Annotated in this window: 16 protein-coding genes and 4 tRNA genes; 17 read left to right on the forward strand and 3 right to left on the reverse strand. The window is 34.1% G+C overall.

What is annotated here, in order from left to right:
- Window positions 1–17 precede the first annotated feature (17 nt).
- Entirely contained in the window at window positions 18–1,148 is a 1,131-nt protein-coding gene (gene tgt, locus HYN86_RS00220) for a tRNA guanosine(34) transglycosylase Tgt (RefSeq protein WP_095931686.1), read from the reverse strand.
- A 415-nt stretch (window positions 1,149–1,563) separates the two neighbouring features.
- Between tgt and HYN86_RS00225 the strand changes: the two genes are divergently transcribed.
- The 3 genes from HYN86_RS00225 (at window position 1,564) to HYN86_RS00235 (ending at window position 4,051) form a co-directional block, all read left to right on the forward strand.
- Window positions 1,564–1,881, forward strand: coding sequence for a hypothetical protein (locus HYN86_RS00225; RefSeq protein ID WP_113676262.1), 318 nt, complete (start codon window positions 1,564–1,566; stop codon window positions 1,879–1,881).
- A 291-nt stretch (window positions 1,882–2,172) separates the two neighbouring features.
- A complete protein-coding gene (locus tag HYN86_RS00230; RefSeq protein ID WP_113676263.1) occupies window positions 2,173–3,024 on the forward strand; it encodes a transketolase in 852 nt (283 codons plus the stop codon).
- 73 nt (window positions 3,025–3,097) lie between these two features.
- Complete coding sequence (locus HYN86_RS00235) at window positions 3,098–4,051, forward strand: transketolase family protein (RefSeq protein ID WP_113676264.1); 954 nt, start codon at window positions 3,098–3,100, stop codon at window positions 4,049–4,051.
- Between the two features lie 165 nt (window positions 4,052–4,216).
- On the opposite strand, the gene HYN86_RS00240 is transcribed toward HYN86_RS00235, so the two are convergent.
- Window positions 4,217–5,317: an FKBP-type peptidyl-prolyl cis-trans isomerase gene (locus HYN86_RS00240; protein WP_113676265.1), complete on the reverse strand. Its 1,101-nt coding sequence runs from the start codon at window positions 5,315–5,317 to the stop codon at window positions 4,217–4,219.
- A gap of 79 nt (window positions 5,318–5,396) precedes the next feature.
- On the opposite strand from HYN86_RS00240, the gene HYN86_RS00245 reads away from it, so the two are divergent.
- Both HYN86_RS00245 and HYN86_RS00250 read left to right on the forward strand, forming a co-directional pair.
- A complete protein-coding gene (locus tag HYN86_RS00245) occupies window positions 5,397–5,789 on the forward strand; it encodes an RNA-binding S4 domain-containing protein (RefSeq protein WP_057117844.1) in 393 nt (130 codons plus the stop codon).
- A gap of 130 nt (window positions 5,790–5,919) precedes the next feature.
- Complete coding sequence (locus HYN86_RS00250) at window positions 5,920–6,420, forward strand: phosphoribosyltransferase domain-containing protein (protein ID WP_113676266.1); 501 nt, start codon at window positions 5,920–5,922, stop codon at window positions 6,418–6,420.
- Here HYN86_RS00250 and HYN86_RS00255 read toward each other — a convergent pair.
- Window positions 6,412–6,930, reverse strand: coding sequence for a shikimate kinase (locus HYN86_RS00255; RefSeq protein ID WP_113676267.1), 519 nt, complete (start codon window positions 6,928–6,930; stop codon window positions 6,412–6,414). The two genes, HYN86_RS00250 and HYN86_RS00255, sit on opposite strands and share 9 nt — an antisense overlap.
- 126 nt (window positions 6,931–7,056) lie before the next feature.
- Here HYN86_RS00255 and HYN86_RS00260 point away from each other — a divergent pair.
- The 12 genes from HYN86_RS00260 to HYN86_RS00315 all read left to right on the forward strand — a co-directional run bounded on the left by HYN86_RS00260 (window position 7,057) and on the right by HYN86_RS00315 (window position 15,255).
- Window positions 7,057–7,129: transfer RNA gene (locus HYN86_RS00260), tRNA-Lys, on the forward strand.
- A gap of 40 nt (window positions 7,130–7,169) precedes the next feature.
- Window positions 7,170–7,242 (forward strand) — tRNA-Lys (locus HYN86_RS00265).
- A 43-nt stretch (window positions 7,243–7,285) separates the two neighbouring features.
- Window positions 7,286–7,368: transfer RNA gene (locus HYN86_RS00270), tRNA-Leu, on the forward strand.
- Window positions 7,369–7,497: 129 nt separating this feature from the next.
- Window positions 7,498–7,570 (forward strand) — tRNA-Lys (locus tag HYN86_RS00275).
- A 123-nt stretch (window positions 7,571–7,693) separates the two neighbouring features.
- On the forward strand, window positions 7,694–8,410 hold the full coding sequence (locus HYN86_RS00280) for a hypothetical protein (protein WP_113676268.1): 717 nt from the start codon (window positions 7,694–7,696) through the stop codon (window positions 8,408–8,410).
- Window positions 8,411–8,541: 131 nt separating this feature from the next.
- The gene (locus HYN86_RS00285) at window positions 8,542–9,042 is read left to right on the forward strand and encodes a tetratricopeptide repeat protein (RefSeq protein ID WP_230406405.1); all 501 of its coding nucleotides are present in this window, start codon (window positions 8,542–8,544) and stop codon (window positions 9,040–9,042) included.
- Between the two features lie 206 nt (window positions 9,043–9,248).
- Window positions 9,249–10,148, forward strand: a complete 900-nt coding sequence (locus HYN86_RS00290) for a MerR family transcriptional regulator (RefSeq protein WP_113676269.1) — start codon at window positions 9,249–9,251, stop codon at window positions 10,146–10,148.
- Window positions 10,149–10,187: 39 nt separating this feature from the next.
- Window positions 10,188–11,654 carry a phytoene desaturase family protein gene (locus tag HYN86_RS00295; protein WP_113676270.1) on the forward strand — a complete coding sequence of 489 codons (1,467 nt, stop codon included), beginning with the start codon at window positions 10,188–10,190 and terminating at the stop codon, window positions 11,652–11,654.
- 4 nt (window positions 11,655–11,658) lie between these two features.
- Complete coding sequence (locus HYN86_RS00300) at window positions 11,659–12,498, forward strand: phytoene/squalene synthase family protein (RefSeq protein ID WP_113676271.1); 840 nt, start codon at window positions 11,659–11,661, stop codon at window positions 12,496–12,498.
- A 195-nt stretch (window positions 12,499–12,693) separates the two neighbouring features.
- Window positions 12,694–13,134 carry a sterol desaturase family protein gene (locus HYN86_RS00305; protein ID WP_113676272.1) on the forward strand — a complete coding sequence of 147 codons (441 nt, stop codon included), beginning with the start codon at window positions 12,694–12,696 and terminating at the stop codon, window positions 13,132–13,134.
- 154 nt (window positions 13,135–13,288) lie between these two features.
- Complete coding sequence (locus tag HYN86_RS00310; RefSeq protein WP_113676273.1) at window positions 13,289–13,798, forward strand: SRPBCC family protein; 510 nt, start codon at window positions 13,289–13,291, stop codon at window positions 13,796–13,798.
- A gap of 161 nt (window positions 13,799–13,959) precedes the next feature.
- Entirely contained in the window at window positions 13,960–15,255 is a 1,296-nt protein-coding gene (locus HYN86_RS00315; protein WP_113679809.1) for a cryptochrome/photolyase family protein, read from the forward strand.
- Window positions 15,256–15,320 lie beyond the last annotated feature (65 nt).

Here is a 15,320-nt window from a genome sequence, read left to right on the forward strand (position 1 = left end):
CTGAAACTTAAAACTTTTTAAAGTCTTTGACTCATATTTTTAACCATCATTTCTTTCCATGGTCTAAAATCTCCTGCTAAGATATGTTTTCTAGCTTCACGAACCAACCACATATAAAATCCAAGATTATGAATTGTTGCGATTTGTTTTCCTAAATATTCGTTTGCTGCAAACAAATGACGTAAATATGCTTTTGTATATTCTGTATCTACAAAAGTGTGCCCCATTTCATCAATTGGAGAAAAATCTGCTTCCCACTTTTTGTTTTTAATATTGATCGTTCCGTTTGCCGTAAACAACATTCCATTTCTGGCATTACGCGTTGGCATTACACAGTCGAACATATCAATTCCTAACGCAATATTTTCTAAAATATTTATCGGAGTTCCAACTCCCATTAAATAACGAGGTTTATCTTCTGGAAGAATTTCGCAGACAACTTCGGTCATAGCATACATTTCTTCCGCCGGTTCACCAACAGAAAGTCCGCCGATTGCATTTCCCTGCTGACCTGCATTAGCAATATATTCAGCCGACTGGCGACGTAAATCTTTATAAGTACTTCCTTGAACTATTGGAAAAAATGTTTGTTCATAGCCATATTTATAAGGCACTTTCTCCAAATGATTGATACAACGGTCCAGCCATCTGTGTGTCATATGCATAGATCTTTGTGCATATCTGTAATCGCAAGGATATGGCGTACACTCATCAAATGCCATAATAATATCAGCCCCAATGGTGCGCTGAATTTCCATTACATTTTCTGGTGTAAAAAAGTGGTAAGATCCATCAATATGCGATTTAAACTTCACCCCTTCTTCCTTAATTTTTCTGTTTGAAGAAAGAGAATACACTTGATAACCTCCAGAATCAGTTAAAATATTACGATCCCAATTCATAAACTTATGCAGTCCTCCAGCTTTTTCAAGAATTTCAGTCTGCGGACGCAAATACAAGTGGTATGTATTTCCAAGAATAATATCAGGATTTATATCGTCTTTTAGTTCACGCTGATGCACTCCTTTTACAGAAGCAACCGTTCCAACAGGCATAAAAATAGGAGTTTCTATAACTCCGTGATCTGTAGTAATACTTCCCGCTCTAGCTTTAGACTGCGGATCTTTTTGTAATAAATCAAACTTCATCTGTTTCTTTTTTCTCCCGACCTTTCGGGACGGCAAAGATAGTTTAATTTCAGAGAAAATTAATTACATAATTTGTCAATTAGAAAATTTGAGAATCACGTAAATAAATTGAAAACCTCAAGCCTTAAACTTCTCAATAATTTGGGCGTTTCCTTCGGCCGGGTCATCCGCTGTATCTTTTGCTCCATAAGGAATCGTTTTTAATCAAGACCTAAGTTTTGTCACAAAAGGATGCCGCTTCTACCCCTAACGCAAAGACCTGACATTTTTTCAAAAGATGCAGATTTTCAAAATAATTTAATGTAAAAATTACAACAATCGCATTACTAATGTGTAACAAAAACTAAAGCTTCATTTAGTAATTTTAAGTTTCTACAAAAAAGGAAATTACTATCAATTTTAAATTATAGAAATCATGATAAATTCAGAAGAAAGAGATCCAGCAGAACGTTTAGACCAAATTAGGGATGAGCAAATTGAAAGAAACTTGGAAAATTTAGATTATCCAGCAAATGAAGATATTTACAATCAAGAAAATAAATTAGAAGATATTGACCCTGAAGAAATCTCTGGCGAAAGAATCATCAATCAAGACAATCACGAATGGAAACAAAACAGTGATAAAATAGGAAATGATTTAGATGTTCCGGGTTCTGAATTAGATGACGAACAAGAAGATATAGGTTCAGAAGACGAAGAAAATAATTTTTACAGCGAAAGCGATACCAATTAAATTGCTTTACCTTTTGACTGCAGAATATTTTAGATTCTGTCAAAACTTAAAAATATCTGCAAACTTATTTTTTGCCGTAAATTACACAAATTAGCACAGATTTTTAATCAAGTTAATTCGTGAAATTTGTGGCAAATTTTTTATGCACAAACTATATTTGATACTTTTTTTCTAAAATCTATAAAAAAAGACTACAAAAATTTAACAATTGAAACAAACTAAAGCAGAAAATCATTTGTCTCCCCGCAAAATAACAATTACTTTTGCTACAGTTTAAAATTTTACATATAAATGAAGCCTAACACACAACAATTAAGCGATTTAACGATCCAAGTAAGAAGAGACATTCTTAGAATGGTACATGCTGTCAACTCAGGTCACCCAGGTGGTTCTTTAGGTTGTACTGAATTTTTGGTAACTCTTTACCAAAACATTATGGAGCGTAAAGAAGGTTTTGATATGAACGGAATTGGAGAAGACATCTTTTTCCTTTCAAACGGACATATCTCTCCAGTGTTTTACAGCGTTTTAGCTCGCAGCGGTTATTTTCCAATTTCAGAACTTGCTACTTTCAGATTATTAGATTCTCGTTTGCAAGGGCATCCAACAACTCACGAAGGTTTACCTGGAGTTCGTATTGCATCTGGTTCATTAGGACAAGGTTTATCTGTAGCTCTTGGAGCAGCGCAGGCTAAAAAATTAAACGGAGACAATCACTTAATTTATACTTTACACGGAGACGGAGAGTTGCAGGAAGGTCAAAACTGGGAAGCAATTATGTACGCATCTGCTAAAAAAGTAGACAACATAATCGCAACTGTAGACCTTAACGGAAAACAAATTGACGGAACTACTGACGAAGTTTTACCAATGGGAAGTCTTCGCGCTAAATTCGAAGCTTTTGACTGGGACGTTTTAGAAATTGCAGAAGGAAATAATATCGACGCAATCCTTGCAGGATTAAATGATGCAAAATCAAGAACAGGAAAAGGAAAACCTGTTTGTATTTTATTACATACAGAAATGGGTAATGGAGTTGACTTTATGATGCACACACACGCTTGGCATGGTAAAGCTCCAAACGATGAGCAATTGAAAAATGCTTTAGCTCAAAACTATTCTGCAGATCAAATCGATTATTAAAAAGCTTTAAGCTGCATGCAGTAAGCCATAAGCCTATTGCCTGAGCCTATTGCCCTAAGCAAAAAAAACAAAAATGAAAAAATACGAAAATACAGGAAGCAAAGATACTCGTTCAGGTTTTGGAGCGGGAATGACAGAACTAGGTCAAAAAAATGAAAATGTAGTAGCATTATGTGCTGATTTAATTGGATCATTAAAATTTGATGATTTTAAGAAAAACCACCCAGAACGTTTTTTCCAAATCGGAATTGCAGAAGCAAACATGATTGGAATTGCTGCAGGTTTAACTATTGGAGGAAAAATTCCTTTTACAGGAACTTTCGCTAACTTCTCTACAGGAAGAGTTTACGATCAAATTCGTCAATCTGTTGCTTATTCAGATAAAAATGTAAAAATTTGTGCTTCGCACGCTGGTTTAACTCTAGGAGAAGACGGAGCAACACACCAAATCTTAGAAGATATTGGTTTAATGAAAATGTTACCAGGGATGACTGTAATCAATACTTGCGATTACAATCAGACTAAAGCAGCTACAATTGCATTGGCAGATCACCATGGCCCAGCTTATTTACGTTTCGGACGTCCAGTTGTTCCTAACTTTACTCCTGTTGATGAGCCATTCGTAATTGGAAAAGCAATTTTATTAAACGAAGGTACTGACGTGACAATTGTTGCTACAGGACATTTAGTTTGGGAGGCGCTTATCGCTGCTGAAGCTCTTGAAGCAAAAGGAATTTCTGCTGAAGTAATCAACATCCACACGATCAAACCACTTGATGAAGAGGCAATTTTAAAATCAGTTGCAAAAACGAGATGTATTGTAACTGCAGAAGAGCACAATTACCTTGGAGGTCTTGGAGAAAGCGTTTCAGGAGTATTAGCTTTAAACAATCCAACTCCACAAGAATTTGTTGCCGTACAAGATAGTTTTGGCGAGTCTGGAACTCCAGAGCAGTTAATGAACAAATACAAACTAAACAATCAAGCAATTGTTGAAGCTGTAGAAAGAGTAATCAAAAGAAAATAATTTTAGATTTTCTTACTTATAAAAAAACCTCGAAATTTAGATTTCGAGGTTTTTTGTTTATTTGTACAACCTAATTAAAACTTCAAACTAAATCAACAAATAATATTTACAAAAAAACCTCGAAATCTAAATTTCGAGGTTTTTTAATATCTTAATCTTCAATTCTTATTTAGCAGAATGATGATCTTTATCAACATGTATTCTTAATCTGCCAGGCGAAGTGTAATCTGGCTCACCTGTTGCCGAGAAAGCTGGGATTCCCCATAATTCACTTTCATCTACATTTGGCGTAGCAGGATTATCAGGAATAGGATCATAAGGATAATACAAACTAATTCCAGTTACTGGTGCACCAGCTGGTTTTGTAATTTCGAATCTAGTTGTGTAACCATCTCCATCATCATCAAAATCGTAAAAATCAGGAATTCCATCTCCATCTGTATCATCAATCAGCTCTTTTGGAAGATTAGGAAACCTAACCGTATCTCTTTGATCATATAAATAACCATCACCATTAATATCTTCTAAATACGTTGGAACGCCATCTCCTAAAACCACTTTAGCTCCACCTGAAACAATATACTCACTGTCAGTTCGACTCAATGCGAACAATTTAAAAGTAAAAACTAAAGGAGAATAAGACGGGATACCTGACGGAGAACTAGCATAATAAGCCAATCCTGAAGGCAAAAACATAGCTCCTACACCATAATTATCATAAGTTATAGCACCATCCGAGCCTGGAGTGTTTGGTGTACCCACATTAAACTTAGGCATAATCTCTCCCCATCCATCTATCACACCACCGTTTACTGCATAGACATCCAAATCAAAATTACGTGCTAAACCATAAGAGCTGTCAAATTGGGTGCCATTTAAAAGAGTTCCTCTGTAAGAAACAGTAACACTATCAAAATTGCAAGGCGATTCGCCAGTACCCTTCCTCACTGTTAAGTAATAAACTCTATAAGTAACATCACGATTGTAAACATCTCTATGTTCTAAAGGATAAACTGTCTGATCCCAAATAGAAGTTTGTGTTGTTGGATCTGTAATTTTCTCAAACGTGATGTCAAAATTTACAGAGACCTCCTTAATATAATTGTTTTTTAAATATTTTACAATCGAATCATTATCCGCTTTGTATTGTTCAGCATAATCTCTTACAGGAGTAACTACCACATCATCATCATCATCTTTTTTATTACAAGAAACGATGGCAATACCAGCTAGTAATAAAACAAAATAATATTTAAATTTATTCATTATTATGATTTTTTTAGGTGCGCAAGATACAATATTGATTTATTTTTGTAAAGAATTTAACTTGGATTTTAGAAAAATTATGAGAATAGATAAATACTTGTGGTGCGTGCGATATTACAAGACTAGAAACATGGTTACTGAAGCTTGTAAAAAGAATCATATCACTGTAAATGGGCAGGTTGCAAAACCTTCAAAAGAAGTTTTTCCTACAGACCGAATTACTTTTAGAAAGGATCAAATTACACAAATTATAACTGTTCTAGACATACCAGAAAGTCGTGTCGGAGCAAAATTGGTTGATATTTACCGCAAAAACGAAACACCTCCCGAAGCTTACGCACATTTAGAGTTACTAAAACTTTCTAAAGAACATTACAGAAAGAGCGGCACAGGACGTCCAACTAAAAAAGACCGAAGAGATATTGACGAGTACGGAAATGAAATATTTGACGAAGAAGAAGAAACGGAATAAATTTTAAACTTTGAAAAATCCAAAAAACTAAATACCAAATTCCAATTTAGAATTCTTTTCAAAAAAATTTGAAATTTTGATTTTCTAAATTGGAATTTAAATTAATTATATTAGCAAAAAAAAATACATTATGAGCAGTAACATTATCTTAACCAACCAAGAAGTCGAGCATAAAATAAAACGTATCGCTTATCAAATCTACGAAACATTTGTAAACGAAGAAGAAGTTGTTATTGCTGGAATCGCTTCTAATGGATATGTTTTTGCCGAAAAAATTGCCACAGCATTAAGCAGTATTTCTACATTAAAGGTTTCTATCTGCGAAGTTAAAGTGAACAAACAAAATCCGCAGGAAGCCATTCAAACTTCTTTAAGTCCTGATGAGTATAAAAATAAAGGATTAGTTCTTGTTGATGATGTTCTAAATTCAGGAACAACATTAATTTATGCTGTCCGTCATTTCTTAGACGTGCCGCTTAAAAAATTCAAGACAGCTGTACTTGTAGACAGAAACCATAAAAAATACCCTGTAAAGGCAGACTTTAAGGGCATTTCACTTTCAACTTCATTATTAGAGCACGTTCAAGTTGTTTTCGACTCAGAAAACGGCGACTATGCTTCTTTAAGCTAGAATATCTAAAATATCCTGAACCGTTTCTTCGACAGACTTATCATCTACCGAAACTTTATGCTGCGCATGGTTGTAGTAAAAACTTCTGTCGAATAAATGTTTCGCGATGAATTCTTTCATCTCTTCTTCATTCATATTCGCTATTAAAGGGCGTTTGCTCTTATTATAGACTAATCTATTATACAAAGTGTCTATTGATGCTTTCAAATATATAGAAACTACATCATCTCCTTTTAACAATTCATGATTATTAGCATAACACGGAGTTCCTCCTCCTAAACCGATAATGTTATTTTCGGCAGATTGCAGTAATTCGACAAAAATTTGGTGCTCTAATTTTCGGAAATAGATCTCTCCGTGCTTCTCAAAAATCTCATTTATTGACATTTTTGCTCTCTCCTCGATAATTTTATCCAAATCTAAGAACGGAATATTCGTGATTTTTGACAAATTTTGGGCGATTGTCGACTTTCCGCAACCCATATAACCTAACAATACAATTTTCTTCATACTAATAAAACCTTATAAACTAAGCAATTGGAAATTTTTCCAAAAAAAAGACAAATTTATAATAAATTTGCTTGGAAACTTCAAAATAAACTCCTTATATTTGCACCCGCATTCAAGAAATTAAATGACTCGATAGCTCAGTCGGTAGAGCACATCACTTTTAATGATGGGGTCCTGGGTTCGAGCCCCAGTCGGGTCACAGATTTTGTGATTAACACATTAAATTTCTTGAAAGCAATGACTCGATAGCTCAGTCGGTAGAGCACATCACTTTTAATGATGGGGTCCTGGGTTCGAGCCCCAGTCGGGTCACAAAAGGTCGAGTAATTTATTTTACTTGACCTTTTTTATTTTAGGCCACGTGGAGAAACGGTAGACTTGCCATCTTGAGGGGGTGGTGCTCGTAAGGGCGTGTGGGTTCAAATCCCACCGTGGTCACTAGAAAAAAAATAGAAACCTATTTAATTGTAGAATAGGCTTTTATAAATTATTCTTAAAAACATTCAAAAAAAAGGTGCGAATAGCTAAATAAAGTACTTATATTTGCACCCTCATTGAAGAAATGAAGACTCGATAGCTCAGTCGGTAGAGCACATCACTTTTAATGATGGGGTCCTGGGTTCGAGCCCCAGTCGGGTCACAAAAGGTCAAGTATTAATTTACTTGGCCTTTTTTATTTTAGAATTATTCTTATTAGAATTTATATCTACATAATCAATGATAAAATAAACTACATTAGCTTAATTGCATTAATTAAGCATCTATGAAAAACAAAGCAATACTAATTTCTACATTTTGCCTTCTTTTTTTCTACTGCCAAGAAAAGACAAAAAGCCACAAAAAAAAAGTAATAAATATTATTACTGATAAAAGCAATTCTCAACCAGACAAGGAAAGGGCTATCCAAGAAAGAGATACAATAACTATTGAATATCTTAACAAATACAATCCATATGATTACGAAACCAAACTAAGCAATGGATACAGTATAGAATTTAAATATTTTCAGAAAGATAAAAACAGCCCCACTGAAATGTGTTTAAATTTAAAAAAAGGAGACAAAACTATCGACACATTAAACATTATGGGATATGGAGCGCCTCATAAAAATCTAGGATACATTGGCGCAGACTACAATAAATATTTCGCTTTTGTAAATTCATTTGGAAGCGGAAATCCACATGACTTTAAACTAATCGAAAAACAAAGTGGCAAAATAATAAAATCAGGATTTATTGTAGACAGTTTTAAAAACCCAGAGCTTCTTTTATACGCAAAAGGCTACGATTCTTTGATGCTATATGATCTAGAAAAGAAGAAAGACAATTTAATAGAGAATCTAAATCAATCAAAAGTAATTGACTGCATGGTTAGCGAACTAAATCAAGTTGTAAAAATAAAAAAAGCCACTCAAAAATATGTTTTTATAGAAATTGAAAATCATGAAAACAAAGTAGTCAGTAAAAAATACTATCGCTAAACAACCTTTAATACCCGAAATCTCAAAGTACATTTTTTTCTAACCAATATTTAAAAAAGAAATTTTCTCACAACATAAAAACTTTCTTATTTTCGTTGGAAATAATTAATCACTAATCCCAAATTAGTTTTATGAAAAACCTACTATTAGCATCATTTATGATGATTACATGCTCCATCTGGGCACAATCTGCAACTGGTTATTTTGACAAAGCCATGAAAAAAGCAGAAGCTGGAAACACAAAAGGTGCAATCGCCGATTACACGAAAGCCATCAGTATGAATTCGAAATTTGTAGAAGCTTATCAGAATCGCGGTGTTGCTAAGTTCAAACTAAACGATCTTAAAGGTGCGCAGGCAGATTTTAGCAAAACAATTGATCTAGACAGCATGAATTCAGATGCATTTACAGGCCGAGCTAACGTAAATTACAAATTGCAAAACTACCAAGGAGCAATAGAGGACTGTACATCTTCTCTAGGTCTAAATCCAAAAGATTATATTGCCTACAACTTAAGAGCTTTGGCTTATTATAAAGTTGGCGATAGTAAAAATGCTTGTAAAGATTTTACAAAAGCAATTGAATTAGGAAGCCAAAGTGCCATAAAAAACAAAGCTGCTTTCTGTAAATAATAAAATCAAACAAAAACAGTCTGCACATTATCTGTCAGACTGTTTTTACTTTTTGTCAAAGTAATACATTTCTTAAGAAAATAACAGCATATATTATACAAAAAATATATTTTTAATACCTAAACCTCTAATCTTCTATCTTTTTAATGTAGTTTTAAGGTTGCATATGAGATTTTGTTTTACATTTGTTGACCTAATCGCGAAAAATGATAAACAACATTAAAACTGTTTTCAGTATTAAAGATCTTGAGAACTTATCTGGAATAAAAGCGCATACCATACGCATCTGGGAAAAGAGATACAACATCCTTGAACCAATGCGAACCGATACTAATATTAGATTTTACAACCTTCATAATCTGCAGAAACTTTTAAACATCACCTTATTACACGAATACGGTTATAAAATTTCAAAAATTGCAACTTATCCAGAAGAGAAAATCCCACAGTTGGTGCGTGAAATAATTTCAAAGAAAAACTCTCAAAACTACGCCATTACTTCTTTCAAAATGGCAATGATGAACTTTGACCAAGAATTATTCTTTAATACTTTCGATTGGCTTATTTCTGAAAAGACTTTTAAAGAAGTTTTTAAAGAACATTTTTTACCTCTTTTAAAAGAGCTTGGATTGTTATGGCAGTCCGAAACCATTACGCCTGCCAACGAACACTTCATGAGTCATTTGATTAAGCAGAAAATATTAATTTACACAGAAGCACTTCAGATAAGAAAACCAACCAAAACGGATAGAATATTTGTCTTATCGCTTCCGCTGAATGAAATTCACCAAATCGGATTATTATATCTGCAATATGAAATTCTCGACAAAGGCTACAAGACCATTTATTTAGGAGAAAGTATGCCAATTGAAAACCTACAGGATTTAACCCGACATTTTGAAAACATTACATTTGTTTCTTTCATGACCGTTCAGCCTGACAGAAATGTAATTAATCAGTATGTTAAGACCATGGGACAGAAATTGCTGCAAAAAAACAACGAAATCTGGCTTATGGGAAAAATGGTTGAACATATCGATCAGAAAGTTTTAACAGATCGAATTCGAATTTTTGATTCGATGGAAGAAACTATTAACATGATCTAATTTTATTTTGTTTAAGTTTTTCTTATATTTGTTAAACAAATGAGAAAAACAATAGCAATAATAGGATCTGGCTTCTCCTCCCTAGCCGCCGCTTGTTACCTTGCACAGCAAGGAAACGATGTAACTATTTATGAAAAAAACGCAACAATTGGAGGTCGTGCCAGACAGTTTCAAAAAGAAGGTTTTACATTTGACATGGGACCAAGCTGGTACTGGATGCCTGATGTATTTGAACGTTTTTTTCAAGACTTCAGTAAAAAACCATCTGATTACTACGAACTTGTAAAACTTAATCCTGCTTATCGGGTTTATTTTGGAATAAATGATTTTATCAGCATTTATGACAATTTAGAAGACATCAAAGCTTCATTTGAAGAAATTGAAAAAGGAAGTGCTCAAGAACTTCAAAAATTTATCGACAAGGCTAAAAGTAATTATGACATTGCCATAAAAGACTTAGTATATCGTCCCGGCGTTTCTCCGTTAGAACTAATTACAAAGGAAACGGCTTTAAAACTCAATCAGTTTTTGGGTAATGTAAGCGCTGATATTCGCAAGAAATTCAAAAACGAAAGACTCGTCCAAATATTGGAGTTTCCTGTTTTATTTCTTGGTGCAAAACCAAGCAAAACGCCGTCATTTTACAATTTCATGAATTATGCCGATTTCGGATTGGGAACCTGGCACCCGAAAACTGGAATGTTTGATGTTATACGCGGTATCGAAAAGTTAGCTTTAGAACTTGGCGTTACTATTAAAACCAATTCTTCAATCGAAAAAATAATCGTCGAAAATAAAACAGCGACAGCGATTATTATAAATGGAGAAAAAATAGAAACTGATATTATTTTAAGCGGCGCCGATTATCAGCATACCGAAACTTTATTAGAAAAAGAACATCGCGCTTATTCTGAAAAATATTGGGAAAGCAGAATTTTTGCTCCTTCCTCTCTCCTATTTTTTATTGGGTTCAATAAAAAAATAGAAAATATTTCACATCACGCATTATTTTTTGATACCGATTTTAATCAGCATGCTGTTGATATTTACGATCATCCGAAATGGCCGGATTCTCCTTTATTCTATGCCAATTTCCCATCCAAAACTGATCTTACAGCTGCACCAGACGGAATGGAAAGTGGTTTTTTCCTAATTCCGCTTGCGCCCGGAATTGAAGATAACGAGAAACTCCGAGAAGAGTATTTCGAAAAGATAATCACTCGTTTTGAGCAGATTACGCAACAACAAATCAGAAATAATATTATCTTTAAGATGTCATTCTGTAAAAATGACTTTGTAGCAGACTATAATGCCTACAAAGGAAATGCCTACGGAATGGCAAATACATTATTGCAAACTGCATTTTTAAGGCCCAAATTAAAAAGCAAGAAAGTCAGGAATTTATACTTTACAGGACAGTTAACCGTTCCTGGACCCGGTGTTCCTCCTGCCTTAATTTCAGGAAAACTAGCAGCTGAATTAATTCAAAAATCTCTAAGATCTTAAAAAAATGAAATCACTATTCGACGCCGTTTCTTTCAAGTGCAGTAAGCTGGTTACAAAAAACTACAGCTCCTCATTTTCAATTGCCGTGAAAATGCTTTCACCAAGCATTCGCGACGCTATTTACAGCATTTACGGATTTGTTCGTTTTGCTGACGAAATTGTAGATTCATTTCACGATTACGAAAAAGAATATCTTATTGACGATTTCGAAAAGGAATATTACAAAGCAATGGAATTAGGAATCAGCCTGAATCCAATTCTAAATTCTTTTCAGCACACCGTTAAAGAGTACAATATTACAGACGATTTAGTTCAGGCGTTTTTAAAAAGCATGAAACTAGATCTTATAAAATCAACCTATAATACACAAGCAGAATACGCAGATTACATTTATGGTTCTGCCGATGTTGTGGGCTTAATGTGCTTAAAGGTTTTTGTCTCTGGAAAAGAACATAAATACGAGCAGTTAAAAGACGAAGCCATGCGTTTAGGATCGGCATTTCAGAAAGTAAATTTCTTAAGAGATTTAAAAGATGACAATACACTTTTAAACCGAACCTATTTCCCAGGTGTTAATCTTAACAATTTCAACGACGATTCAAAAGAGCAGATTATAAAAGAAATTGAAGAAGATTTCCGTATTGCATATCAAGGAATTGTAAAACTGCCAATTGAAGCAAAATTCGGCGTTTATACAGCATATGTGTATTACAGAAAACTGCTCAAAAAACTAAAAAACACTCCTTCTCATGAAATTGGCAGCGCAAGAATCCGCGTTTCCAACTATACAAAGGCAGGACTTTTGGCGCAGTCATTTGTAACCTACAAGCTCAAACTGGTATAAATTTGTGCAGTTTGTCATTTCCAAAAAAGATGGCCACCAAAGATTGCAGCGTTACTTGCAGAGATTTCTCCTTCGTCGAAATGATAAAAATGAGATAGAAACAAAACAAAAAATATTCTTTAGAGTCAATCTTTTGTAATTTAAAGCTAAACTCAGAAGATTTTAAATCATAATTTTAATTACAACATTTACAAAATGATTTCTTTTTTAATCTTTTTAGGCGTTTTTCTGTTTATGGAATGTGTGACCTGGCTTACGCACAAATACGTTATGCACGGTTTTATGTGGTATTTTCACGAAGATCATCACCAGCCGAAATACGAACATACTTTTGAGCGAAACGACATTTTCTTTGTCATTTTTGCAATTCCGAGTATTCTTCTATTTTACTTTGGTGTGCAAGGCGGCTTTAACTATTTATTTTTTATTGCCTGCGGCGTTACACTTTACGGAATTTGTTATTTTTTAATTCACGATGTCTTGATACATCAACGTTTTAAATGGTTCAAAAATACCAAAAACAAATACCTCATCGGACTGAGAAAAGCTCATAAAATACACCATAAACACCTTAATAAAGAAAAAGGGGAATGTTTCGGAATGTTGTTTGTACCATTAAAATATTATAAAATGTAATTATTATTTGGGCGTTCCCGCTGAAAAAGCGGGCGGGTCTTTCGTTCCAGCTTTTTTATGTCCGGCTAAAAAGCCATTCATAAAAAGAGCTCCACTGCAACCTCTAACGCTCAAGTAATAGAAGAAACATTTGTAAACAATTGATTTATAAGAAATGAAATTATACAAAGTAGCAACCGTACAATATGTAAATGCCAGCGTCGAAGACTGCTGGGATTTCTTCTCCAGTCCCAAAAACCTCCAGACCATTACTTTGGACAACATGAATTTTCAAATTAAGGATTTCGACGACAAACGGATGTACGACGGTCAAATTATCACTTACACTTTAAGACCGCTTTTAGGAATCAAAATTTCTTGGGTTACCGAAATTACTGCTTGTAAGGAAAATGAGTATTTTATAGATGTGCAGCGTTTTGGTCCTTATAAATTATGGCATCATAAACATTTTTTTGAGCGAACACCAGACGGCGGAACAAAAATGACAGATATTGTTCATTATGCCTTGCCTCTCGGAATCTTAGGACGTTTAATGAATTTACTAGTTGTAAAAAATAAATTAAAAACAATTTTCGATTTCCGTTACAACAAAATCGAAGAATTGTTTAATTCAAAACCACAGGCAAAGATTATACAAATACACGCAGAGCAAAAAAGTATTTAAAGATTTTATTTTAAACATAGAAACATATTTAAAGTTTAAATTATAAAACTATATATTTAAAAATAAACGATTTGCTATTAACTCCTTGCGAGAATTTTAGAATACAGCCACAGATTTAATCCTTTTAATCTGTGGCAAAAAAACAAAACGGAACTCAACAAATGACAAAACAAAAAGTCTCCTTTTTCTGGTTCAGACGGGATTTACGTTTAGAGGACAACCACGGACTATTCCACGCTTTACAATCTGAATTCCCAATAATTCCTTTATTTATTTTTGATGATGATATTTTGGATAATCTTCCAAAAAACGACGCGAGAGTTTCTTTTATTTATGAATCACTTGAAAAAATAAATTCAGAATTAACCGCTTTTCAATCTTCAATTTTAATCAAAAAAGGAAAAACAAAAGAAGTATGGAAATCGCTTTTAGAAGAATTCGATATTCAAAACGTATTTTTCAATAAAGATTACGAACCTTTTGCTATCAAACGCGATACAGCCATTTGCACTGTATTGAAAGAGAATGACGTCGCATGCCTTTCATTTAAAGACCACGTTATTTTTGAAGAAAAAGAAATCACAAAAGCCGACGGACTTCCGTATACGGTTTACACTCCTTACAAAAATAAATGGCTTGAGAAATATCATATTTTAGGATCGTCTCCAGAATATGATTCAACTCCATTTCAATCCAATTTTGCTAAAAATCAATTTCCTTTTCCCGATTTATCAGCAATAGGTTTTGAAAAAAGCGCGATAAAAGTACAGCCGCACAACTTAACACAAATTGGCAGTTATAAAGAGACTAGAGATTTCCCTGCTTTAGACAGCACCTCCTATCTTTCTCCACACCTAAGATTTGGAACGGTAAGCATTCGGAAATTGGTAAACTGGGCAAATCGAAAGAATCAGACTTTTCTAAGTGAATTGATTTGGAGAGAATTTTTTATTGAAATTCTTTTCAGCTTTCCGAATTGTGTCAATCATAATTTCAAACCTGCCTACGATGGAATTCAATGGCGTAATAATGAAGAAGATTTTAAAAGATGGTGTTCTGGAACTACCGGTTACCCAATGGTCGACGCGGGAATGCGCCAGCTTAACGAAACGGGTTACATGCACAATCGCGTTCGCATGGTTGTAGCGAGTTTTTTATGCAAACACCTATTAATCAACTGGCAGTGGGGAGAAGCTTATTTCGCCGAAAAACTTTTAGATTTCGAACTGGCCTCGAACGTTGGAAACTGGCAGTGGGCCGCGGGAACAGGTTGTGATGCCGCACCTTACTTCAGGGTTTTTAATCCCGAAATCCAACAAAAGAAATTTGACGAAAAAGGCGAATACATCCGCAAATGGATTCCTGAATTTGATTTTGGTTATAATGAACCAATGGTCGATCATGCTTTTGCGAGAGATCGCGCTATTGCGACTTATAAGGCTGGAATAATTAAATAAATTCCAAGCTTTTTAAATTCAGAATTTCAATTGTTTATAATCTTGTGATCCTTCCTCCGTCAAGA

Origin of the sequence: Flavobacterium fluviale, from assembly GCF_003312915.1 — a bacterium.
GTDB classification, from domain to species: domain Bacteria; phylum Bacteroidota; class Bacteroidia; order Flavobacteriales; family Flavobacteriaceae; genus Flavobacterium; species Flavobacterium fluviale.

Bases quoted from the DNA above. Each gene is read 5' to 3' on its own strand.
- HYN86_RS00295 (WP_113676270.1), top strand. From the start codon at position 10,188: ATGAGAAAAACAATAGCAATAATAGGATCTGGCTTCTCCTCCCTAGCC.
- tgt (WP_095931686.1), bottom strand. From the start codon at position 1,148: ATGAAGTTTGATTTATTACAAAAAGATCCGCAGTCTAAAGCTAGAGCG.
- HYN86_RS00250 (WP_113676266.1), top strand. From the start codon at position 5,920: ATGAGCAGTAACATTATCTTAACCAACCAAGAAGTCGAGCATAAAATA.
- HYN86_RS00225 (WP_113676262.1), top strand. From the start codon at position 1,564: ATGATAAATTCAGAAGAAAGAGATCCAGCAGAACGTTTAGACCAAATT.
- HYN86_RS00280 (WP_113676268.1), top strand. From the start codon at position 7,694: ATGAAAAACAAAGCAATACTAATTTCTACATTTTGCCTTCTTTTTTTC.
- HYN86_RS00300 (WP_113676271.1), top strand. From the start codon at position 11,659: ATGAAATCACTATTCGACGCCGTTTCTTTCAAGTGCAGTAAGCTGGTT.
- HYN86_RS00255 (WP_113676267.1), bottom strand. From the start codon at position 6,930: ATGAAGAAAATTGTATTGTTAGGTTATATGGGTTGCGGAAAGTCGACA.
- HYN86_RS00230 (WP_113676263.1), top strand. From the start codon at position 2,173: ATGAAGCCTAACACACAACAATTAAGCGATTTAACGATCCAAGTAAGA.
- HYN86_RS00235 (WP_113676264.1), top strand. From the start codon at position 3,098: ATGAAAAAATACGAAAATACAGGAAGCAAAGATACTCGTTCAGGTTTT.
- HYN86_RS00315 (WP_113679809.1), top strand. From the start codon at position 13,960: ATGACAAAACAAAAAGTCTCCTTTTTCTGGTTCAGACGGGATTTACGT.
- HYN86_RS00310 (WP_113676273.1), top strand. From the start codon at position 13,289: ATGAAATTATACAAAGTAGCAACCGTACAATATGTAAATGCCAGCGTC.
- HYN86_RS00285 (WP_230406405.1), top strand. From the start codon at position 8,542: ATGAAAAACCTACTATTAGCATCATTTATGATGATTACATGCTCCATC.
- HYN86_RS00290 (WP_113676269.1), top strand. From the start codon at position 9,249: ATGATAAACAACATTAAAACTGTTTTCAGTATTAAAGATCTTGAGAAC.
- HYN86_RS00240 (WP_113676265.1), bottom strand. From the start codon at position 5,317: ATGAATAAATTTAAATATTATTTTGTTTTATTACTAGCTGGTATTGCC.
- HYN86_RS00305 (WP_113676272.1), top strand. From the start codon at position 12,694: ATGATTTCTTTTTTAATCTTTTTAGGCGTTTTTCTGTTTATGGAATGT.
- HYN86_RS00245 (WP_057117844.1), top strand. From the start codon at position 5,397: ATGAGAATAGATAAATACTTGTGGTGCGTGCGATATTACAAGACTAGA.